At 39.2% G+C, this 23255-nt stretch carries 15 protein-coding genes; 1 reads left to right on the forward strand and 14 read right to left on the reverse strand.

Annotated features, from left to right (window positions below):
• Nucleotides 1–128: 128 nt before the first annotated feature.
• Nucleotides 129–881, forward strand: a complete 753-nt coding sequence (locus ACIGAM_RS00440; protein ID WP_028376553.1) for a DeoR/GlpR family DNA-binding transcription regulator — start codon at nt 129–131, stop codon at nt 879–881.
• Here ACIGAM_RS00440 and ACIGAM_RS00445 read toward each other — a convergent pair.
• The 14 genes from ACIGAM_RS00445 to ACIGAM_RS00510 form a co-directional block, all read right to left on the reverse strand.
• Entirely contained in the window at nt 878–1927 is a 1050-nt protein-coding gene (locus ACIGAM_RS00445) for an exo-alpha-sialidase (protein WP_396509511.1), read from the reverse strand. The two genes, ACIGAM_RS00440 and ACIGAM_RS00445, sit on opposite strands and share 4 nt — an antisense overlap.
• Nucleotides 1928–1944: 17 nt before the next feature.
• Nucleotides 1945–2580: a copper homeostasis protein CutC gene (locus ACIGAM_RS00450; protein ID WP_396509512.1), complete on the reverse strand. Its 636-nt coding sequence runs from the start codon at nt 2578–2580 to the stop codon at nt 1945–1947.
• Nucleotides 2581–2599: 19 nt separating this feature from the next.
• Nucleotides 2600–4477, reverse strand: coding sequence for a beta-N-acetylhexosaminidase (locus ACIGAM_RS00455; RefSeq protein WP_396509513.1), 1878 nt, complete (start codon nt 4475–4477; stop codon nt 2600–2602).
• A gap of 42 nt (nt 4478–4519) precedes the next feature.
• Nucleotides 4520–5974, reverse strand: a complete 1455-nt coding sequence (locus ACIGAM_RS00460; protein WP_396509514.1) for an alpha-L-fucosidase — start codon at nt 5972–5974, stop codon at nt 4520–4522.
• 5 nt (nt 5975–5979) lie between these two features.
• Nucleotides 5980–7428: an alpha-L-fucosidase gene (locus tag ACIGAM_RS00465; protein ID WP_396509515.1), complete on the reverse strand. Its 1449-nt coding sequence runs from the start codon at nt 7426–7428 to the stop codon at nt 5980–5982.
• Between the two features lie 6 nt (nt 7429–7434).
• Nucleotides 7435–9843: a glycoside hydrolase family 3 N-terminal domain-containing protein gene (locus ACIGAM_RS00470; protein ID WP_396509516.1), complete on the reverse strand. Its 2409-nt coding sequence runs from the start codon at nt 9841–9843 to the stop codon at nt 7435–7437.
• 216 nt (nt 9844–10059) lie between these two features.
• The gene (locus tag ACIGAM_RS00475; protein ID WP_396509517.1) at nt 10060–10473 is read right to left on the reverse strand and encodes a hypothetical protein; all 414 of its coding nucleotides are present in this window, start codon (nt 10471–10473) and stop codon (nt 10060–10062) included.
• 153 nt (nt 10474–10626) lie between these two features.
• Nucleotides 10627–11157, reverse strand: coding sequence for a hypothetical protein (locus ACIGAM_RS00480; RefSeq protein WP_396509518.1), 531 nt, complete (start codon nt 11155–11157; stop codon nt 10627–10629).
• 158 nt (nt 11158–11315) lie between these two features.
• Complete coding sequence (locus ACIGAM_RS00485; protein WP_396509519.1) at nt 11316–13136, reverse strand: sodium:solute symporter family protein; 1821 nt, start codon at nt 13134–13136, stop codon at nt 11316–11318.
• 71 nt (nt 13137–13207) lie between these two features.
• Nucleotides 13208–15139: a glucosamine-6-phosphate deaminase gene (gene nagB, locus ACIGAM_RS00490; protein WP_396509520.1), complete on the reverse strand. Its 1932-nt coding sequence runs from the start codon at nt 15137–15139 to the stop codon at nt 13208–13210.
• A 211-nt stretch (nt 15140–15350) separates the two neighbouring features.
• Nucleotides 15351–17585, reverse strand: a complete 2235-nt coding sequence (locus ACIGAM_RS00495; protein ID WP_396509521.1) for a GH92 family glycosyl hydrolase — start codon at nt 17583–17585, stop codon at nt 15351–15353.
• A gap of 16 nt (nt 17586–17601) precedes the next feature.
• Entirely contained in the window at nt 17602–19920 is a 2319-nt protein-coding gene (locus tag ACIGAM_RS00500; protein ID WP_396509522.1) for a family 20 glycosylhydrolase, read from the reverse strand.
• A gap of 1 nt (nt 19921) precedes the next feature.
• Nucleotides 19922–22138 carry a GH92 family glycosyl hydrolase gene (locus ACIGAM_RS00505; RefSeq protein ID WP_396509523.1) on the reverse strand — a complete coding sequence of 739 codons (2217 nt, stop codon included), beginning with the start codon at nt 22136–22138 and terminating at the stop codon, nt 19922–19924.
• A complete protein-coding gene (locus ACIGAM_RS00510; protein WP_396509524.1) occupies nt 22139–23254 on the reverse strand; it encodes a hypothetical protein in 1116 nt (371 codons plus the stop codon).
• Nucleotide 23255 lies beyond the last annotated feature (1 nt).

The raw sequence follows: 23255 nt of genomic DNA on the forward strand, positions 1-23255 counted from the left end.
TTCGATTTAAACATCATTAATACTAAAAACGAATATAAACGAAACTAAAAGAAATACTTTTATTGTATTTGTAATCGTGTATCTTTACCTTATTCTTTCTTGAAAAACACTACAGGCACTTATTATATATGGAAAGGCATCAATTAATTCTAGAACAATTAAAAAGAGAAAAACATCTTAAGGTAGCTACGCTTTGTGAACGCCTTGATGTTTCTGCCGTAACCATTCGAAAAGATTTGAAACTTCTTGAAGATAAAGGTCTGCTTTTTAGAACCCATGGCGGCGCTTCTTTAGAAAACCCATATATGAATGAGCGCGATGTTACTGAAAAGGCTACAATTTCTGCTACTGAAAAATCTATGATTGCTGAAGCAGCAGCGGCGCGTATACAAGAAAATGACTCTATTATAATTGCCAGCGGAACCACAGTACAACAACTAGGAAAAGCAATAGTTCCTAAAGGAAAACTCAACGTAATTACCTCATCGCTACTTGTAGCAATTGAGTTATTGAAGCATAAAGATATTGACATTATTCAACTGGGCGGAAACATCAGACACCGGTCTGCATCCGTAACCGGGCATTATGCAGAGCATATTTTAAATCACATATCATCAAATCAATTTTTTATGGGTGTTGATGGGATTGATCTGGATTATGGGTGCACTACTACAAATATTGAAGAAGCTATTCTCAATCAAAAAATGATGGATGCCGCTCAAAAAACAATTATTCTAGCCGACTCTTCTAAATTTGGGAAACGCAGTCTTGCAAAAATTTGTAATCTAGATGATATTAGCGAAATTATTACAGATAAAGATCTTTCTCCTGCTATTGCAGACCGTATACAAGAAATGGGAATTAAACTAACCCTGGTTTAATTATTCAACCTTAGCTTCATATACTTTATTTTACTGCGGTTATGGGTATAAGTAAGGTGTATAAAACCTTTTGAATCCTGGATGATAGCAGGATAACTAAATTCGCCTTTTTCTTCATCCTCCAACTTTGAAATGTCTTCCCAGAGCGTGCCATCTGCACTATAGGCAAGGTTTAGTTTATTGCGTCCATCAGACCAGTCTTTGCCCGCTTCTGCAGGATTATAAACTAATAAAAAACCACCCTCATTCAATGTCAAAGCATCAATACCGCTATTTGGATTTAAAACTGTACCGGCTTTAGCAGTAGACCAAGATTTACCTGCATCTGTACTGGTACTTTCTAAAATATAATTTTGATCACTTCGCAACAACGCTTTAAGAGTTCCGTTTTTTAGCTGAATTAGCGTAGGCTGAATTACTTTAACCGAATCTGCAGATGGAATCGCAACCCTTTGCCAGGTTTTACCTTGATCGCTAGATAATTCTACGTGAGATTTCCAGGTGTTTCCATCTTCACTTTCTATACTCGACGGACTCACAATAACTCCCGAATCTAATTGAATGGGTTTGTTTTTTATAGGTCCTAAAATACCCTCAGGTAAACGTATTGCGTCAGACCATGTTTTGCCATCATCTGTAGAACGTTTCAGCATTCCCCACCAGGTTGATGGTGATGGCCCTTCTTTATAAAATAACAACAACTCTTGTTGTTGATTTTTAAATAAAACAGGATTCCAGGTAGGATTACTTATCGTATCATTTGGTGTTTTTCCGTCTGCTATTTTTGATGGCGCAGCCCATCCTGAATCTGATTTAATGCTTTGATAAATACTTACATCAGGGTGACGCTCATACTCGCCACCAAACCAGGCAGCGATTATAGTTCCTGCTTCGGTTTCAACTAATGTTGACGCATGACATTGCGGAAAATCTGATTTATTATAGATAAACGCGTTTTCTAAAACCTCAACCTCAGGTAATTTTTTTTCAGCACAGCTTGAAAAGAGAACACTTGCAACCAGAAGAAATTTGAATTTTAAAAACATATAAAAGCTATAGTATATTAGTTGAGTTCACCTACAATTAACTTTCCGTGATAAGCTTTTGCACCTAAAAGCTGGTCTAATTCAGTTAAATTAAATTGAGAAATTTTACCGGCAGGCATTACCGTAATTTTAGAATCTGCAGCTTTTAGCATTTGAGTTAACGTTTCTGCTCCATCAAAAGCATTAGATTTCCCGCCAGCAGTTAAAACCGTGTCGATGCCTTCTATATGGAGTAACTCTTTTAATGATTCTATAGGATTAACAGTTTCGTCAATAGCCTTATGAATAACGACCTTTAAAGGTTGTGCAATTTCTGTAAGTTCTTTAATCTCCTTTATATTGAGCGTAGCATTAACATTTAGCACACCAAAAACCACTCCTTCTACTTTTAAGGCTTTACAATGTTGGATACAGGTTTTCATATGTTCCAGTTCATCTTCATTGTAAAAGAAATCTCCATTGCGTGGTCGTATCATTACCCGAACCGGTATACCTACCGCTGCCACAACCGCTTTGATCAAATCTGTTGAAGGCGTCAACCCTCCAAAAGCGAGATACGCGCACAACTCTAACCGATCTGCTCCTTTAGCTTCAGCCTTTACAGCTTGTTCTAAAGTTTCTACACAGGCTTCTTTTATATAATTAACAGACATAGGGGTTTTCTTTTAATTCTTAGCTTTTAGGAGTTTCCAGCGTTTCTGAAGTGATAACACCCTGCAATTTTCCTTCCTTGAAAAGACCAGTTTTGACAGTTGTTCCGGGTTTTAATTTTAAGGGAATACTATATAATTTACTTTTAGCAGTAGGGTTGCTTCCGTCAACTGTAAAGTAGATAACGCCATCCCACTGTTTATGAAGACTCACACTAAAGTTCTTATGCTTTTTGTCGTATTTAGCGTTTATTTCAATGTTATAAATAGTTTTTGCATAATTAATTCCCTGATATTCATAACGTATTAATTGCTCAGGTAATCGCTTTTTAAAACTCTCCCAGTCCTTGTGCTCCTCCCCACTCCATACCACTTCAGAAAGTGCGCTAATTCTAGGAAAAACCATATACTCGCGACTGGCATCTGTAGGTAAATACTCTGTCCATAAATTAGCTTGCGCGCCCATAATATACTTGCCTTCTTCAGCAGTTAAAACTTCTGGAGTTGGCTTATAAGAATACACTTTATCTAGCGGAAGATATCCTCCTATATTTAAGGGTTCTTGCTGAAGGTCGCCCTGCGCATGATCAAAATACAAATGTGATCCCGGGCTCATCACTACGTGATGCCCGCTTTTTGCAGCAGCGATACCTCCTTCTTCACCACGCCACGACATAACCGCAGCATTAGGAGCAAGACCTCCTTCAAGAATCTCATCCCAGCCAATAATTTGCCTTCCTTTTGAATTTAAAAATTGCTCTACCCGCGTGATAAAATAACTCTGTAACTCGTGCGCATCTTTTAGACCTAACGAGTCTATTTGAGACTGCACACGTGGTGATTGCTCCCATTGATCTTTTGGAGCCTCGTCGCCGCCTATATGAATATATTCTGAAGGAAAAATATCTATGACTTCGGTCAATACATCTTCCATAAAACTAAAGGTACTGTTTTCGACATTTAAAATATCAGGAAAAACACCCCAGGTTGTTGATGGCCTAACCCTATTTCCGGTTACACCCAACTCAGGATATGCAGCCACTGCAGCAGTAGAGTGCCCGGGCATCTCAATTTCAGGAACAACTGTTATGTACAAATTTTTAGCGTATGCCACGATTTCTTTAGCCTCTTCCTGAGTGTAAAAACCGCCATAGCGCTTCCCATCATATTTACCGGTACCGTAATGACCAACTAGGGTAGAATCACGAAATGCACCTACTTCTGTTAATAAGGGATATTTTTTTATTTCTAAGCGCCAGCCCTGATCCTCGGTTAAATGCCAATGAAAGGTATTTAACTTGTGCATCGCCATATTGTCAAGATATTCTTTAATAAATGCAATCGAACTCACGTGGCGCCCGGTATCTAAATGTAAACCTCGCCAGGCATATTTTGGAACATCGGTGATACTCACTGCAGGAACAACCCAATCAAAAGCACGAATAATTTCTTTTTTTACAATTTCGGGAGGTAGGAGTTGTATGAGCGACTGCACTCCGTAAAACAAACCAGCAGGTTGTTGTGCATTTAACTTAATTTGGTTAGTAGAAACTTCAAGTTCGTAACCCTCATTACCTAAATTACTCAGCGAATCTAGTTGAAAAGTAACTGCATGCAAAGTGCGCTCATTAAATTCTGAAAGTGGCTTAATAGGAATCATCATTCCGCCTACCTCTCGTAGCTTTGCCTGTAAACCTTCAGCAATTTTATAAACTTCTGCATTAGTGGTATCTACATAAAATGTAGTGTTTTCGTCAAATTGAAAATTACCCTCTTTGACTTCGTATTGCGTAGGAATAGGAATTATAGATAGTACTTCTTCCTGCGCTGTAATTTTTCCGCAAAGCGAAAAAATTAAAATCAGCATCGCTGCATACCGTAAACCTAAATTTATTCTCATTATCCTATATTTTGTTATAAAACTCACTGGCTACTTTAAAACTTAATACACTTCAATATTAGAAATTAACGGACACGCCAAGGCTTCAGTAATTTCAATTTTGAGCTTTGTGGTTGCTACGTCATTTAATTTTATAATACGTTTATATCCTATAGTTGTCTGATTTGCTACGGGCTTCCAGCTATCATTTTCCCAAACTGAAACTGTAAATGCAGCTACACGCTGACCCAGTGTAATATATTCCTGAAGCACTAAAAAATTTAGAGTTTGTGAAGAATCCCAGGTTAATTCTATGCTTCCGGTGGTAACACCATCGTTTGTCGCCCAGTAGGTATCCTTATCTGCATCAAGCACTTTACTTACTGTATAATTTTCTTTTTTACCTCTAGAGGTATTTGCACGAGCTGTTGCTTTTTCTGCAAGATTTACCGCAAAAACCGAATCTAAAATACTTCGAAAGCCTCTTAAGGCAGCTACATCATTTTCATGAAACAATCCTCGACGATCTGGCGGAATATTTAATAACAACGTAGAACCGCGACCCACAGAAGTAAGATACAACTCAAATAAATTTTCTGGAGTGCGCACCAAAGAATCTTCTGAAGCATGATAAAACCATCCCGGACGAATTGAGGTATTTACCTCTGCCGGTATCCAGCTTTTCCCGCCTTTAGCTCCTGATTGTAACAGATCTTCAATACCCGATTTACCTGCATAAAGTGTATCTACATCTATTGTATTCCAATGTGTTTCTCCTCCTATCCCGCGCTCATTTCCTACCCAACGTAAATCTGGTCCTGCATCACTAAAAAACAAAACCTGATCCTGTATATCTGATGCATAACGCAGAGTCAAAGGCCAGTCGTAGTAGGTTTGACGATCTATTTTTCGCTCTTCATTAGCACCTCCATAATATCCATCACCTCCGTTTGCTCCATCAAACCACATTTCAAAAACAGGTCCGTAAGCAGTAAATAATTCTTGTAATTGCTTCCGGTAATACGCTACGTAAGAAGGCTCTCCATAATCGGCACGGTTGCGATCCCAGGGAGATAAATACACCCCAAATTGCAATCCGTATTTTTGAGCAGATTCAGACACCTCTTTAACAAGATTACCGTTTCCGTCTTTGTAAGGACTCGCAGCAATATCGTGCTCGGTATAGTTAGAGGGCCATAAAGCAAAACCGTCATGGTGTTTTGCTGTTAAAATTGCGCCTTTAAAACCCGCATCTTTTAAGGTAGAAAACCACTGGTCTGTATCTAATTCTGTAGGGTTAAAAAGTTCTGGCGACTCATCTCCATAACCCCATTCTTTATCAGTAAACGTATTGATGGTGAAATGAATAAACGCATTCATTTCCATCGCATACCACGCAAGCTGTTCTTGAGAAGGCACTGCTCCAAAAGCTTCCGGAGGAGTTTCTTCATTAGAGTTTTTACAGGAAGTTACTCCTAATAATAACATTACAAGTAACGTGGTTATTATACGATTCATCGGTATTATTTTTTAAATGAAAATGCCAATGCCGCTGTTCCAGCTCTACGTATCTCTGATGGAATCGCTACTGTAACTTTATCGTCTTTAACAGTATACTTTAAAGATTTACCGCTGCTCACTAATTTTAAAACACTTCCTTTCTTGGGTAGATTTCCTTTCCAGGATACACTTTTAGGAGCATCACTGCCTTCAGGAATTAAGGTAATTGCAAAAGTCTCATTATCATTAGCCGTAAAATACGTATCTCCATCCTGAAAAGTATCTATAGCATGAGTATTATAAATTGCAGTACTGTTTGCATCAAGCCAGTCTCCTATTTCAGCAAGAATAGGTAATGCATCTGGAGGTAATAAGCCATCTGGTTGTGGACCAACACCCAGCAACATGTTTCCACCTTTAGCAACCACTTCTACCAGACTGTGAATCACTTTTGCTGAGGTTTTAAAATCATCATTGGGCACATAACCCCAGTTATTACCTAGCGTCATACAGGTTTCCCAAGGGTTATCCAGTTTCGTATCCGGAATTTTACGTTCGGGGGTTTGATAATTCTCATACGGACCGTGAACGGTGCGGTCTGCAAAAATAATTCCAGGTTGTGCTTCTCGTGCCATTTCTGCAATATGCGGCATATTTACTTCCTGGTCCCACTCTGGGATAGGCGCTCCCCAGGCTCGCACTTCGTCATTTACAGTCTCTTTAGGACGCACCCAGCCTCCATCTAACCACAAAATATCGATCTGCCCGTAATCGTGCATCAGTTCGCTAATCTGGTTGAAGGTAAAGTCTTGATAGGCTTTCCATTTTTCAGGATATTTACGAATGTCATAATTTACATTACGATCTGGTGTAGCATATTTATCCCACCAGAAATCCTGATTGTGCCAATCGGGCTTTGAGAAATAAGCTCCTATCATAAAATCTTTCTTTCTAAACGATTCAAAAACATACTTAGCCACATTGGCTTTAGGGTGGTTTTTAAAGGGTCCGTTTGTTATTTTATAATCGGTTTGCTGGGTATCAAACATATTGAACCCATCGTGGTGTTTTGTGGTAAACACCACATATTTCATCCCGGCTCCTGCTGCAGCATCTGCCCAACTATCGGGATCAAAATTCACCGGATTAAACACCGAACTCAAATTCCAATACCACTTTTTGTAGTCGTTATACGCCATGCCTTCCGGTCGCTCAAGCCACGGCTCAGAGCAAATTTGCCAGGATTCTATAATTCCGGGAACCGCATAAACTCCCCAATGTATCAGCATTCCGAACTTTTGATTCCCCCAGTTTTCCAGCTTGGCTTTCACTTGTGGGTCTACCGGTGCCTCATAAACTTCAGAGCGTTCGTGTAAATTACCACCTTGTGCAAATAAGCCTCCACTGCAGACTAGGGAACCTGCTAGTGCGGCTAAACAATAAAAGTATTTAGGGTATGAAAGGATGCGCATAAAATTTTATTTAGATTTTAATAGTATAGTTTCCGTAAGCTCAAAACTGTCTTTAAGTCTAATATCTTGAGAGGAAGCGCCTATTTGCACTTCAAAACTTCCGGCTTCTGCCACGTGTTTCATTTCAGCATTGTACAACGCCAACTCTTCGGGCGTAAGTACAAATTTTACTGTTTTGCTTTCGCCTGGCGCTAAATGTATACGCTCAAAACCCCGCAATTGTTTTACTGGTGTCACCACACTGCTCACCTCGTCTATCAGATACAATTGAACGACTTCATCGCCGGCAACTTCACCTGTATTTTTTACAGTTACCTGCACTTCTATTTGTGTAGATTCATCAGTTCCGCTTTGCGAAATTTTTAAAGTGGAATATTCAAAAGTAGTATAGCTTAACCCGTGCCCAAATGCATATAAAGGTTTTGAAGATTCTTCTACATAGTCACGGCGCCTGGGCCACCAATGGTTGTAATAAACCGGCGTTTGACCTACAGAACGAGGAATCGAAACTGGCAGGCGACCCGCCGGGTTATAATCACCAAATAAAACATCTGCCAACGCGTGTCCTCCCTGAGAACCCGGATACCAAGTATCTATAATCGCCGGAATATTTTTGGCAGGCCAATTTATTAAAAGAGGTCTGCCGGTAATCAACACTAATATTGTAGGAGTTCCTGTGGCTTCTACAGCCTTGAGTAACTCGAGTTGTTTTCCCATTAAATCTAAGGTAGAGCGGTCGTAGCCTTCACCACTTTCCATATCGCTAAGCAGTTCATCTTCTTTTGAAGCTACAGTAGCTGCCCCTGTTTCCAGATATTCGGTTTTAAAATCACGTGCGCTAGAGCCACCTAAAACCACAATGGCTATCTCTGCATTTTTTGCCGCCGCAACAGCTGCAGGAATATCAGTTTGAATGGTGTCACGTATCGCTGTCCCTTTTACGTAAGTGATTGTAGCATTGGGCATTTTTGCTCGTATACCTTCTAGTGGAGTAATAATATACTCGGGATCCTGAGGAGCTGTGTAATCACCCAGCTGGTTATACATCGCATCTGCATTAGGCCCAATAACTGCTATATTTTTTAAATTTTTAGAAAGCGGAAGTAAGTCACCCTCATTTTTTAAGAGCGTAACGCCTTCTAATGCCATCTGTTTTGCAATAGCTATATGAGCAGCATTGCGCACCACCTGTTTAGGTTTCTTTAAATCAACATAAGGATTTTCAAAAAGTCCCATTTCAAACTTTAAGCGCAGTACATATTTTACAGCTTCATCCAGTCGGGTTTCAGTTACTTTTCCGTCCTTACAAGCTGTAAGCAAAGCATCATCATAACCATTACCGCCTAAGTCTGCATCTACCCCGGCATTCATTGCTAAAGCCGCAGCTTCTTCTAAAGTCGCTGCTGCGTGATGGTCATTTTTTATACCTTCAATACTTCCCAGGTCAGAAACCACAAAACCTGTGAAGCCCCATTGCTCTCGAAGCAAACCCGTTAATAAACCTTTATGTGAAGTACTGGGAATCCCATCTACCGAACTGTAAGCGGTCATTACAGAAAGTGCACCTGCATCAATTGCCTTTTTAAACGGATACATATAATCCTGCATTAACTCCCGCTGGCCTATATGTACAGCTCCACCATTATGACCTCCCTCTGAAACTCCATAAGCAGCAAAATGCTTTAAAGTTGATATTACTTTTTCTGAATCATTTATACCGTCACCCTGAAAACCTTTTATTACCCCCAATCCCATTTGAGCAATTAAATAAGGGTCTTCCCCAAAAGTCTCTTCTACTCGCGACCACCTAGGTTCACGTGCCAGATCTAATATAGGCCCGTAACCAATATGTGCCCCTTGAGCGCGTAGCTCTACAGCAACGGCAGCTCCCATTTTTTCATTCAATTCTGGGTTAAAGGTACTCGCCTGAGCAATCGCACTCGGAAACTCAGTTGTACCTATAGCCATATGCCCATGCATCGCTTCTTCCGCCAGAAATAAGGGAATTCCTAAACGGCTTTCTTCTACAGCTACTTTTTGAATCGCATTGGTTGCCTTTGCAGCAAGTTCTGGGTTTAATCCATTTACCAGTGTTTTTTGCGTCCAGGGATCTGCACGCAAAACACCCCACAAAGCTCCTATTTTTTGATTTTGAATGGCATTTTTAAGTTCCTGACTAGCTTTTACCTTATCACCCGTTTTTGTGTACATTTTCCAGCCTAAAAGCGTGGTTAATTGTCCCACTTTTTCTTCAATCGTCATACGATTAACTAAATCAGAGACCCGTTGTTCTACAGCTAGTTTAGGGTTTTTATAGTCGGCGTTTGCCAAGATTTTATCCTGAGCAGAAAGTTGTGCCACTGCAACAAGCACAGTAACAGCGGCAATCAACCTCTTCAAATAAATAGAATGCATAGAATTTTGTAATGTTTTCTAAAAAAAACTGCTAATAACTCACACTTTATATCTGAGTTATTACAATACATCCTTTAAAGCTAACAGATTACTTCAGTTTATTGAAAAATAATCGCTGAATAACTACAGAGCGTAGCTTAGTGACTTGAAGAATTAAAATGATTTTTGAAAAGAATTATCTAATAGACAGCTAACTCAAGAAGTACATACGGGTGACTAATTCAAAATTGAATTTTTCCGCATTAAACGTATAAAAATCACCAGAAAGAAACCAAAAAACAGCCAGTCATTTACACCATACATCGAGAAAAATAGACCTGCTAAAGTGTCTTTCTCATAAACTTCTGGAAGATTGTGATTAAGCAACCAGTTAATCCAGATGATGCCATAAATCAATTTTTCAATAACAAAAACACCCACAAGCCATTTTACATGTTGATAGCTTTTGGTCACCGAAATATACGCCAGTCCCCAAATAACAATCATCAACAACCCAAAATTTGACATGACTACAGGATCGTATTCAGTTATGACGGGGTTTGAAAAGAATTTTGAAAATACCAATACAGACATATTCATAAGTCCGCCTGCGATAAAACCCTTAGAAATAAAAGCTTGTTTGTTTGTCATCCTTGCGTTGTAAAAAATTAGAAACCTTAAAATACAGGTTTAGTAAATTACGCTATTTAAAACCAGAATTGGTAGAACTTAAATACAAGGGAATGTATAACTCAGAAAGTATTAAGATATCTAAAATTTAAACCTTCTGAGGAAACTTCAAATTTAATCCAGAGCGGTAATGCTTAAAATTCGAACTCCGATAAAACAATCATCTGCACAATTATCTTCAACGTAACCGGCCAAAGAAATTAAGCCGTTATTTTTAGCTTCAAAATACGAACTAAAGCCTTTTTGCTTCACGAGCCATTTTTGAACCGCTTTAGTATAGATTTCGTCTAAAGTTAATGTAGCAGCTGCCGGCGAATCTTCGTGTGTATTTAAGGTATTTCCAGTTTCAGACCACTGTTTCTGATCTTCAGGAATAGTACTGGGACTACCACCCACATAAGCAAAATCACGCTGAGTGACCATCCCGTTTGTAACTGTAATTATAGTTTCCCAGGAGTAATCTGTAAAAACCGAACCCCCTCCTACTACATATTTATAATTGTTAGCAGATTCATTTTTAAAAGTCAGCCAGCTCTTAAAGCTGTTCTCATAATCACCATTAAAATTTAAATCATCGTCAGAAGCACACGAAATTAATGTTGTATTAAATACCAGAAAAATGATTAAATAATAATAGTGTTTCATAACTGTTTGATTTTTGATTGCATCTTGTAGATGCAGCAAACTGATTTTAGTTGCGTTAAATTAATGATATCTTAAAAGAAATTAATACAGTTGAATTCTAGAAAATAAAAAAGCGCTCTTTCGAACGCTTTTTAACCAGAAACAAATTTAAAAAAAACTCAAAAAACTCGCGTTTTTATGCGCTTCCATAGTTTTACCAGAACTAAGGTTGAAATAAGCGTGAGTGCTGTTAAGATCGTGGCCTGAGTAAAGTAACCGTATATCCAGTATCCGGTGCTAAACAAAGCACCATATATAGTAATACAACCTACTAATGTAGCGAGTATCCCTGCAGGTACAGACCATTTTTGGGTATTGGTAATTAAATTATTTCCCTCCTTACTGGCACGTTGTATAATGCGCTGCCAGCCTGGTCCGCCGGGTTGGGTTTGCTTGTAGAAATCAAATAAAGTTTTGTCCTTTTCGGGTTTGGTTAAAAAAGTTACTGCAACCCAAACTACGGTCGTTAACAATACAATCATCGGATAGGTTGACCAGTTAGGAAGCATCCCATCTTCTTGTGTAGTGCCAAAAAGCACAACTCCCAGAGAAGTAAAATTGAACAGGATTGAAATAATTCCCGAAGAAAACATTGCTGAAATTTCGCTCCACGCATTGATTCTCCACCAGAACCAGCGCAGGATAAATATAAGTCCTGTACCTGCACCAAACATCAAAATAATATTGAATAGCTGATACGCGTTGGTAAGCACCAGTGCCAGTGCCGAACTCACTACCATAAGCAGTACCGTAGAAATTCGACCTACATTTACGAGTTCCTTTTGAGAAGCCTCTTTCTTGATATAACGGGCATAAAAATCATTTACAACATACGACGACCCCCAGTTTAAATGTGTTGATATGGTCGACATATAAGCTGCAATTAACGATGCCATTACCAGTCCTAAAAGACCGGTTGGTAACTTAGTTAGCATCGCCGAATAGGCTAAATCATCTCCCAATTTGCTTTCTACAATGTTGGGAAATGCTTCGTGAATGCTGGCGATATCAGGATACACTACTAATGAGGCTAAGGCTACTAAAATCCACGGCCACGGACGTAATGCGTAATGCAAAGCATTAAAGAAAAAAGTAGCTCCTATAGCGTGATTTTCATCTTTTGCCGCCAACATCCGCTGGGCGATATACCCACCGCCACCGGGTTCTGCACCTGGATACCACGCGCTCCACCACTGTACTGCAAGCGGAATAATAAGTAATGTAACCACTAAACTTGTATCGCTAAAGTCTGGCAGAATTGCCAGTTTATCTATTACTTCAGGATGTGTCATCAGTCCGCTCATACCGCCAACTTCTGGCAGATTCACACAGTAATACGCTGCTCCTATACCTCCTGCCATAGCAGCGAAAAAGAGAATAAAATCGGTATAGACCACTCCTTTAAATCCGCCAATGGTACTAAAAATTACCGTTACCAAACCTGCATAGCCTATAGTTTCTAACGGACTCAACCCCAACATAATTTGACCGATTTTTATCGCCGCCAAAGTCACAGCACTCATCGCCAAAACATTAAAAATAACGCCTAAATAAATAGCTCTAAACCCACGTAAAAACTTTGCAGGTTTGCCACCATAACGCAATTCGTAAAATTCAATATCTGTATTTACCCCAGACTTACGCCACAGCTTAGCATATACAAACACGGTAAGCAAACCGGTGATTAAAAAAGCCCACCACACCCAGTTACCACTTACTCCCTGATTACGTACAATATCGGTAACCAGGTTAGGTGTATCTGTAGAAAACGTCGTGGCAACCATCGAGATTCCCAGTAACCACCACGGCATATTTCTACCCGATAAAAAATATTCTGAAGAGCTCTTACCTGATTTTTTTGCGACCAGTAATCCTATGATTAAAGTGATTGCAAAAAAGCTGATGATAATGGCATAATCAAGCGTTTCTAGAGCTACCATACTATCTATTATTATTGGTATTGTTATTACTATTTTAGATTCTTTAACTGATGCTATTTTCAGTATTCTTTTTAGAAATGATAGCGCATAAAAGCTTCCATTGCGGCATATTGTGCCAGTCCTAAATCTCTGTATTTCTGAGCCGTTTCTTTGTTTCGGTCTTCTGCACGTACCCAAAATTCGCGTAAATCTTCTCCCTGAAACATTACTCCGTCTTTTTGAGACTGGTGGTAAAATATCGCCTGTCGTTTTTTAAGCACCTGATCCGGACTCATAGGTACGGCCATTTCAATCTCGTGCATTTCAAACTCGTGCCACGCACCGCGGTACAACCACACCCAGCAATCGCTCATATACGCTTCTTTTTTGAGCTGCTCGAGGGATTCAAAAATAATATCAAGACAGACTTTGTGGGTTCCGTGGGGGTCGGCAAGATCGCCCGCAGCATAAATCTGATGCGGTTTTACTGTAGAAATAAGCTCGTTTACCACAGCAACATCCTGCTGCGACATTGGGTTTTTCTTAATGCTTCCTGTCTCGTAAAACGGAAGGTTTAAAAAGTGTACCTGCTCGTCTGCAACGCCTTCAAATCGTGTAGCGCCCAGAGATTCACAACGCCTGATTAAACCTTTTAACTGACGTACTTCTAGAGGATCTACTTCATTACGCTGCTTGTTTTTAATTTGCTCTGCAATTTTATTAAAACGATCGCAGTCGTTGTTTCCCAATTGTGCGGCTACTTCAGCAAACTTCAAGGCTTCGGTATCGCTTACTGCAATATTGCCACTGGTTTGATAAGCGATATGCACCTCGTGACCTTGTTCTACCAGACGGTCAAAAGTACCTCCCATAGAAATCACATCATCATCAGGATGCGGACTAAAAATTATAATTCGTTTTTTAGCTGGGGTAGCGCGCTCAGGACGGTTAGTATCGTCTGCCCCGGGTTTACCTCCCGGCCAGCCGGTAATGGTATGTTGTAACTTATTGAACATCTCTATGTTCAGATTGTATGCAGAGCCCTGTAATGCCAGTAAGTCTGACATACCATGGTCGTTGTAATCTTTATCGGTAAGACTTAATATTGTTTTGTTTGTTTTTTGGCAAAGCCAAAAAACAGCCTTTGCAGTGAGTTCTTTAGTCCAGTCACAGGTGCCTACCAGCCACGGCGTTTTTACACGGGTAAGTTCTGAAGCTGCGGCGTCGTCCAGTACAAACGTGGTGTTATCGTGTTCCTGCAAATACGTTGCAGGAACCGTAGAAGAGATTTCTCCTTCTATAGTTTCTTTTAAAATCTCTGCTTTATTTTGTCCCCAACCTAAGAGCACAATACGGTTTGCATTGAGCACCGTATTGATTCCCATCGTGATGGCTTTTTTAGGAACATTAGAAATACCTCTAAATGAACCTGCAGCATCTGCACGGGTTAAATAATCTAAAGTAATCATTCGGGTACCCGAATTAAAATGCGAACCTGGCTCATTAAAACCTACGTGACCCGTTCTACCTATTCCCAAAAGTTGAAAATCTAATCCACCAGCGGCTTTTATTTTAGCTTCATAACCAATGCAATAGGGTTTAATCGCTTCCTGAGCAATTGTGCCATCAGGGATATTTACATTTTCTGCAGGAATGTCTATATGATTGAATAAATGCTCGTGCATAAAATAATGGTAACTCTGTACATCAGACTTATCCATAGGCCAGTATTCATCAAGATTGAAGGTTACTACGTTTTTAAAACTTAAACCCTCTTCCTTATGCATACGTACCAACTCAGCATATACATTAATAGGCGATGAACCGGTTGCTAAACCTAACACACACTGTGCTCCCGCAGCTGCTTTACTACGAATTAAATCTGCAATCTCGTGTGCTACGATAACCGAAGCTTCACCAGATCGCGAAAAGCTGATGTTGTGGATTTTTTCAAAACGGGTCTCTTCAAATTTACCCGCCGGTTCATAATTTATAAGTGTCGAATTCTTAACGCTTGTTTCCATAATGATTCTGCTAAATAGTTCTGCTAAAAACTAATATTCAATAACTGTTTTAAAAACCTCTTTCATTCTAAAAGAAGACTTTTAATTTTCTGATATGAAATTCTAATTTATCTTAATATTTTCAAAAAAGATTCGATAGACAACGATTCTAAAGGTCTAAATAACATTTGGGTTATTTAAAATTTATTTCGTGTATTTACGACAGTAGTATTTATTCAAAAATTACGTGGCCTGCCTTCACCCAATTTTTATGAGAGATCAAATTGTCTTTTAAAGGCTTACCATCAATTTTAAAATTTGCATCCTTATCTGTTGTTGCATCACTTTTCCTTTCGATCAACAATAATTTTTCAGAATAAAAATCTGAGTTTAAGTGAATTTTAATAGTCTCAAATTGGGGTTCAGACAGGGTGTACATAGGATCTGCAGGAGTCATAGGATAAAATCCCATCATTGCATAAATTAACCAGGCACTCATTGTACCGGTATCTTCATTACCCGGTAATCCTGCCGGCTTATTGGTGAAATAGGTATCTATTAACGAAGCAACTTTCTCTCTTGTCTTATGCGACTTACCAGGCAGATAATTGTATAAAAACGGATAAGCAATATCGGGTTCATTTGCCATATCGAATTGTTGCTCACTAAAAACGGCATCCAGTTTTTCTTCAAAAGCTTTTGCTCCACCCATTAACTTAATCATTCCATTAATATCGTGCGGTTGCATAAATAAATACTGCCACGCATTGCCTTCTATAAAACCCGGATTTTCTGTAAAATTTGCGCCCGCTAATGGGTCAAAAGGTGTATGCCAGCTGCCATCAAGCATTTTAGGTTGTAAAAAACGGCTCTCTTTATTGTATAATTTTTTATAAGAAAGTGATCGTTTTTTAAAGCGCTTAGCATCCTCTTTTTCACCCATAGCTTCTGCTAATTGCGCAATCGCAAAATCGGCTATATTGTATTCTTGAGTGGTAGAAACAGGGCCTTTTATATGCGAATCTACACTTACATACCCATTATCTATATACTCGCCCAGACCGGGACGCAACGGATTATTCTCACGAGTATCTGCACTTTTTAGCATAGCCTCGTAAGCCTTATTGATATCAAAATCTTTAATGCCTCGTAAATAGGTATCTGCAAGAACTACAGCAGCAGGATCGCCCACCATCGTAAAAGTTTCGGTAGCATTGAGCTCCCACTTAGGCAACCATTCATTCTGATCATAAATATCGAGCATTGAATTCACCATATCTAATTGCTCTTGTGGATATAACAAACTCATTAATTGATGATAGTTGCGATACGTATCCCAAAGCGAAAACACGGTATACCGCGTGCCATCTGTATGCTTTACAGCACGGGTTTTCATCGCGGGGTACTCCCCATTGCTATCATTTAAGATACTGGGAGCAACCTGCGTATGATACAAAGCCGTATAGAAAATAGTTTTATCATCGGTGTTGTCGCCGGTAACTTCAACCACATTTAATTTATCATTCCAGTCTTTTTGAGTTTTTTCATACACCTCATCAAAAGTAGCATCACCTACTTCGGCATCCAGATTTTCACGCGCATTATCAATACTCACATACGAGATACCTACTTTCATCACCACCTGTGTAGGCGCTTCAAAATCATAACTAAAATAAGCTCCTATGCTATCTCCCACGACCTCTCGCATAAACTTTTCTTTTATGCGGGTTTTGCCATTATACGTCATCCACTCGGCTTCTACGCCTTTGTATTTTTCGGGTTTATCCCAAATACCATAATCTTTTGCTTCGATAGAAAGGCGCGCTACAAAATAAACAGGATAGGCACCCTCTGCATTGTTATAGCAAAATGATCCTACCATACGATAGCCTTCTAATTCATTAGCCGAATTTAGTTTTAGCATTGCCCCGTGTTCGTTAGTAAGACCTAACCCTAAATTGAGCAGAATATTAGATTTCCCTGCGGGAAAACTATAGCGACTCACACCTACACGCGTACTAGCAGTCAACTCTGTTTTAATAGCATATTTATCAAGTTCTACCCCATAATAACCGGGTTTTGCAACTTCATTTTTATAGGTTGTTCCGTATTTTAAATAATCTGTTTCGAGCGCACCTGTGGTAGGCATACTTAAAATCACACCTAAATCTGGGCAGCCTACACCGCTCATATTTACGTGGCTAAACCCCGTTAAAAACGTGTTCTCACTCACATATGGATTAGACAACCAGCGGCTGTCTTTTTCTAATGTATTTTGTTTTCCTGCTACGTTAAAAGGAGAAACACTTGCCATACCGCGTGGTGCAATTGCTCCGGGATTTGTAGCTCCAAAATTAGAAGTCCCTATAAATGGATTTACATATTGAGTATAATCTGCTTTTTGCGCATTCGCAAAAAAAACACTGAATAAACCAATAAGAAGAACTGTTTTTTTACTTACTATCATAACAATATTCTGGTAATTATTCAATCACTAGTTCATCAAGGAATGTAAAAACTCCTCTTTTATTTTCTGGAATATACGTAGTGATTTCTACTTTTATAAATTGTGCCTTTTGCATTTTAGTGTCTACTGTAAATGTTTTTAATGTTGATGCCCCATTGGCTTTAAATACATGTTCTAACTGACCAACTGTCACATAATTAATTGAATCTTTTGACACTGAAACTTTAAAATCTGATGGAAAATAAATGCCCGCACCTTGATTTTCTAAAGCTCCTATACGCACTTTAGAAAATTCTTTAACCTCATTGAGATCTATAAGTAACGTAACAGGTGTGGCTAACCAGCCCAGCCATTGCCCATCGTGAAAATTCTTAGAACCGCGTAACACATTAACTAATGTTGCGCCACCTGCTCCCCGGTAGTTTCTGTGCGGTTGTTCAACAAGCGTAACTGTAGAACCTGCTGCTTTATGAAAATTAAATGTTTTAGATAAAACGCGACCTGTGGGGGCTCCATTTTCAAAAACTGCTGCAGTAAGTGTGGTTGTAGAATCTATCGTAAATGGCTCATTATAAACTTTAGCATTAGCATTTAGCTCTTCATTATCTAGCGCATACAATACTGATGCCTGAGGCATTTCTGAAGCAAGCGCTAAACGAATTCCGCCAAAGACCGTGTCGCGTTCTGCAGTTGCTTCCACATTATAAATGCTTCGCGAATAATTAATTCCTAAAGCATCTAGACGTGGCAAAAAGCGCTGCAGCCGCGAAGTATAGTCTTCCCATCCCGGTTTAGAATTAGCAGACCAAAGCACTTCTGTAAGCGCTGTTATCCTCGGAAAAATCATGTACTCAGAGTCATCTTGGGTGGTGATATACTCTGACCATAAATTAGCCTGTGCACCCAGCACGTGATTTTTTTGACTTACGCTCATTGAGTCTATTACAGGTGAAAAATCATACACCTGCTCAAGGGTATTCATCGCGTCAAAGGCTAAGGGCTCTACATCAGGATTGCCCTGATAAAAATTAAAATACATCGGATTTTCGGGAGTCATAATCACATCGTGACCTGCCTTTGAAGCTTCCCAGCCTCCTTTTGTACCACGCCAACTCATAACGGTTGCAGATGGCGGTAAACCACCTTCAAGAATCTCATCCCAACCTATTAACACCTTATCATTAGCTTCCAGAAATTGCTCCATACGTTTCATAAAATAACTTTGGAGTTCGTCGGTATCTTCCAGATGTTCTTCTTTCATACGACGCTGGCAATCGGGACAGGTTTCCCAGTTTGTCTTTGTGGCTTCATCACCACCCACGTGTATGTATTTTGATGGAAAAAGCGGCATTACTTCGCTAAGTACCTCTTGTAAAAATTTAAAAGTAGTTTCTTTTCCGGGACAGTAAATCTCGGTAATGGGCCATACTCCACCACTGGGCACACCTATAGGTTGCTGTGTACAGGATAAAAATGGATATGATGCGATAGCACTCATCACGTGAGCCGGCATCTCAATTTCGGGAACTACGGTAAGACCGCGTTGTGTAGCATATGCTACGATCTCTTTTATATCTTCCTGCGTATAAAACCCGCCATACGTACCGTTCTCATCAGGATTATTTTCTGATCGGGCATTCCAATGCTTGTCTTCCTGATTTACTCTAAAGGCTCCTACCTCGGTAAGTTTGGGATATTTTTTAATCTCAATGCGCCATCCCTGATCGTCTACCAGATGCAGATGCAGCGTATTCATTTTTAGTAATGCAAGGCGATCTATAGTTTTTAAAATATAATCCTTCTCAAAAAAATGTCTGGAAACATCAAGCATCAATCCGCGCCACTTAAAGCCTGGCGCATCTTCTATTGCAAGATTGGGAATATAAAAACTATCTTTTTCTCCTACTTGTTTTTTTTCAATATGAACCGGTAGCAGTTGGCGTAAGGTTTCTAAAGCATATCTAAAACCAGCGGCAGAAGCAGCTTTGATATCTATAAATTCAGAAGTTACAGTTAAGGAATAGGCTTCGGGTTTTAGATTTTTATCAATGGTAAACTGGACATAATTATCAGCAGGAGCTTGCTGTTGCACTTGTAAATCCCAACCGGCGCTTGAATTAAATTGATCACGAAATACAGTTGTAACCGACTGTAAACTGTCTGAAATCACAAAAACGGTTGCTTCGGTAAATTGAAAATTTCCCGGGTTTAATGTTAGCTTTTGCGGTTGCGGGATTAATGCTAAATCATCTGCTGTAAAAATCGGCTTTTCCTGATCGTCACAACTCAAAAAAAACAAAACAAGCAAACCGATTAATATCTTCAGATTTTTCATATTAATAAATTTTATTGGGTTCAGGCATTTCTAACTTACGATCTGCCGGCTCACTGGTCATTTCAAAGAGCAGCTCGCCACCTTTTACAATTTCATCATGAGTTATAAAACCTCTTTTTAATTCGTTGCCGTTTAGAAATACCTGCTTTACAAAATTATTTTCTGTGGAAAAATTAGTGGTGTTAATCGTAAATTTTTTAATCCCCTGAAGTTTTATTTCTGCGTGTTTAAACAACGGGATTCCTAAAATATAAGTCCCTTGTGCGGGATTAACCGGATAAAAACCCAGTGCATTAAAAACATACCACGATGACATTTGCCCACAATCTTCATTACCGCAATGTCCGTTAGGAGTGTTCTTATACTGAGTTGTAAGAATCTGGCGAATGCGCTTTTGAGCTTCAGAAGGTTTATCTACATAATTGTATAAATATGCCACGTGGTGACTAGGCTCGTTTCCGTGGTTGTATTGACCTATCATACCTGTACTAAAAATTGGCAGTTTATCTGTAGCACTAGGATACAAACTAAACATGGAGTCTAATTTTTGTGTAAAAGCTTCTTTCCCTCCTGTGGTTTTAATTAATGCAGGGATATTCTGAGGTACAAACCAGTAGTATTGCCACGCATTACTTTCGCTATAAAAACGTGTATATTCTTTAGCCTGAAAATCATCTACAAATGCACCAGCTTTAGTTTTAGGCCTAAAAAAATTTGTCTTTTTATCGTGTAATTTCTTCCAGTTCTCTGAGCGTTTTAAAAATTGCCTGTATAGTTTGTTCTTACCGAGGGCCTTAGCAAACTGCGCTACACACCAGTCGTCATAAGCGTATTCTAAGGTTTTAGAAACACTCCAATCTTCATTCTCGTTAGTAGCAGGCACATAACTATAAGTCTCATATTCTGGTATCTGCCTGTCGGCAGCAGTTGCACTTGCGAGACAAGCCTCAAAAGCCAGCTCTGCATTAAAATCAATACCCTTAAAATAGGCATCTACCACTACAGGAACTGCATGATAACCCAGCATCATATTAGTTTCATTGCCCTGTAGTGACCATACCGGCAATAAACCAGTTTCTTTGTAATGAGCTAAAAGAGACTTTATAAAGTCTGAAGATTTTTCTTTTTGAATGAGCGTGTATAAGGGATGCGCTGCACGAAAAGTATCCCACAGCGAAAAAGTGTCATAACGATCAAAGTCTTTAGCATACATTATCGTATCATTAGGTGCTTTGTAATTTCCATTAGGATCGCTTAATAGTGTAGGCGCAAGCATAGACTGATAAAGCATGGTATAAAACAAGACTTTCTGATCTGCATTGCTTGTAGTGATCTCTATTTTTTGGAGTTGGTTTTCCCAAATCGCTTCAGCATTTTTCTTGTAGGTATCAAAATTAAAATGGGATGCCTCTGTGTTCATTGATGCATAAGCTCCATTAATATTGGCAGTAGAAAGCGCAGTTTTTATTACAAGCTGTTCTCCTTCTGCAGTATCATAGTTGAGAATAATTTTAGTGTTTTCGCCTTGTGCTTCCTTTCTTACTTTTGTAGTATCTCTAAAAAGGTCATAGCTCAAAAATGGTTTTGAGAACTGCATTACAAAATAAATACGCTGATCGCGTGCCCATCCCTCAGATTTTCTATAACCTTCTAACGTAGTAGAATTAACAACTTTTATATAGGTGTCTTTTGCTTTATCCCAATTTAAAGCATATCCCAGATCTACATAAACCTGAGAAAGACTGTCTTTAGGAAAAGTATAGCGCTGAATACCTGTACGTGCTGTGGCAGTAAGTTCTACGTTAATGTCAAAATCCTGAAGTTTAAGCTGGTAATAGCCGGGAATTGCCTGCTCCTCTTTATGGTCAAACTTTGAAAAGGGTCGGTAACCATTTGCAGCAATGCGCTTACTTGATTTAGAATTAACCGGCATTAATAGAATATCATATAAATCTCCTGCGCCTGTACCTGTTAAATGTGTATGAGAAAAACCGCTTGTAATACTGTCTTGATAAAAATAACCAGCAATGCGATCCCAGCCAGGCGTCCCTATATCTGGACTCAGTTGCACCATACCATAAGGAACAGTGGCACCGGGATACGTGTTCCCGGGACCATCTGTACCTATAAAAGGATTTACATAATGAGTAAGGGGAGACTGTTGCGCAAAACCAACAAGGCTTATACATAGTAAAATAACCAAGCCTGTTATTCTCATTTATTCAGATTTAAACGATTTTATAACTGCGAGCTGTTCATCTGTTAATGCATTACCGTCAAAAAAAGCAGCTCCTTTTGCGCCGTTATCTTTAGCTTGATTAATTGCTTCTTTCAATTGTTCTGGACTCATTTCCGGAACGTAAATCCCCGTATGCAACTCAGTATCTGAACCTTCAAGATCTTTAACTCCCTGGCGGGTTGCAAAACCTATCCAGTCTATCTCTTCATTATAAAAGTTATTATAAATCATTGGCAATACCACATCTATGTTCCATTTATCCCAACGCTGGCGTACCATATGGTCTGCCATTTCCGGATACGGAAAAACCGCCCCTGTAAGTAACTTTCCATTTTCATGAACAATTTTATAGGCATCATCAACCACTGCTTTTATTTGATTTAAACGGAATTGTTTCCACTCCATATCAATTGCAGTATTGTGAGATTCTAGCGGGTTTTTATGATGCTCTTCTTCAAACTTTGCTATACAAGCATCACAATAGCAAAAATCATATTCTGCAAGCTCCTCATCCTGTACAAGGTCATATTTAGGCAACAAACCTATAGGCAGAAACACATCTGGGAAACGTATGTAGTCCAGGTGAAAACTCGTCACACCTTCTACTTTACTCATCTTGTCAATTAAACCTAAAACATGCTCTCTAGATTCTTTACGGGTAGGACATAAAAACTGATAGTAATCTACATAAGGGCGGGTTTCAAAACTAGACTCACCATTGCGATTTACGACATACCACTCTGGATGCTGCATTGCAATAGAATCTCCTGGGCGGTTCATTGTAAACATCCACGCGTGAACTTCAAGACCTTCGTTAACTGCTAAAGGAGTTAATCGTCCCAGCAAATCTGCATCTGCATTGGTATTAATTAAAACAGCATCAATACCATTATCACTGTATTTTTTAAATTCTGTCGTGTACGACTCATCAGTACGGCTGGCATCTGCAGTCATCCACGTCCAGAATTTAAAATCTGTAGCCGTCTCTGTTACTTCTTCTGCTTTTTTCTTGTTCTCTTTAGGATGCATATTGTCTATGCAAGAGGTTGTAGCAATGATAGCTACAAGCATCATAAATAGATGTTTTAATCTCATA

Origin of the sequence: Leeuwenhoekiella sp. NPDC079379 (assembly GCF_044542075.1) — a bacterium.
Classification (GTDB): Bacteria; Bacteroidota; Bacteroidia; order Flavobacteriales; family Flavobacteriaceae; genus Leeuwenhoekiella.

Excerpts from the sequence above, each read along its gene's own strand:
- ACIGAM_RS00460 (WP_396509514.1), bottom strand. The coding sequence starts at position 5,974 with ATGAATCGTATAATAACCACGTTACTTGTAATGTTATTATTAGGAGTA.
- ACIGAM_RS00455 (WP_396509513.1), bottom strand. The coding sequence starts at position 4,477 with ATGAGAATAAATTTAGGTTTACGGTATGCAGCGATGCTGATTTTAATT.
- ACIGAM_RS00485 (WP_396509519.1), bottom strand. The coding sequence starts at position 13,136 with ATGGTAGCTCTAGAAACGCTTGATTATGCCATTATCATCAGCTTTTTT.
- ACIGAM_RS00495 (WP_396509521.1), bottom strand. The coding sequence starts at position 17,585 with ATGATAGTAAGTAAAAAAACAGTTCTTCTTATTGGTTTATTCAGTGTT.
- ACIGAM_RS00480 (WP_396509518.1), bottom strand. The coding sequence starts at position 11,157 with ATGAAACACTATTATTATTTAATCATTTTTCTGGTATTTAATACAACA.
- ACIGAM_RS00450 (WP_396509512.1), bottom strand. The coding sequence starts at position 2,580 with ATGTCTGTTAATTATATAAAAGAAGCCTGTGTAGAAACTTTAGAACAA.
- ACIGAM_RS00445 (WP_396509511.1), bottom strand. The coding sequence starts at position 1,927 with ATGTTTTTAAAATTCAAATTTCTTCTGGTTGCAAGTGTTCTCTTTTCA.
- ACIGAM_RS00510 (WP_396509524.1), bottom strand. The coding sequence starts at position 23,254 with ATGAGATTAAAACATCTATTTATGATGCTTGTAGCTATCATTGCTACA.
- ACIGAM_RS00505 (WP_396509523.1), bottom strand. The coding sequence starts at position 22,138 with ATGAGAATAACAGGCTTGGTTATTTTACTATGTATAAGCCTTGTTGGT.
- ACIGAM_RS00470 (WP_396509516.1), bottom strand. The coding sequence starts at position 9,843 with ATGCATTCTATTTATTTGAAGAGGTTGATTGCCGCTGTTACTGTGCTT.
- ACIGAM_RS00475 (WP_396509517.1), bottom strand. The coding sequence starts at position 10,473 with ATGACAAACAAACAAGCTTTTATTTCTAAGGGTTTTATCGCAGGCGGA.
- ACIGAM_RS00465 (WP_396509515.1), bottom strand. The coding sequence starts at position 7,428 with ATGCGCATCCTTTCATACCCTAAATACTTTTATTGTTTAGCCGCACTA.
- nagB (WP_396509520.1), bottom strand. The coding sequence starts at position 15,139 with ATGGAAACAAGCGTTAAGAATTCGACACTTATAAATTATGAACCGGCG.
- ACIGAM_RS00500 (WP_396509522.1), bottom strand. The coding sequence starts at position 19,920 with ATGAAAAATCTGAAGATATTAATCGGTTTGCTTGTTTTGTTTTTTTTG.
- ACIGAM_RS00440 (WP_028376553.1), top strand. The coding sequence starts at position 129 with ATGGAAAGGCATCAATTAATTCTAGAACAATTAAAAAGAGAAAAACAT.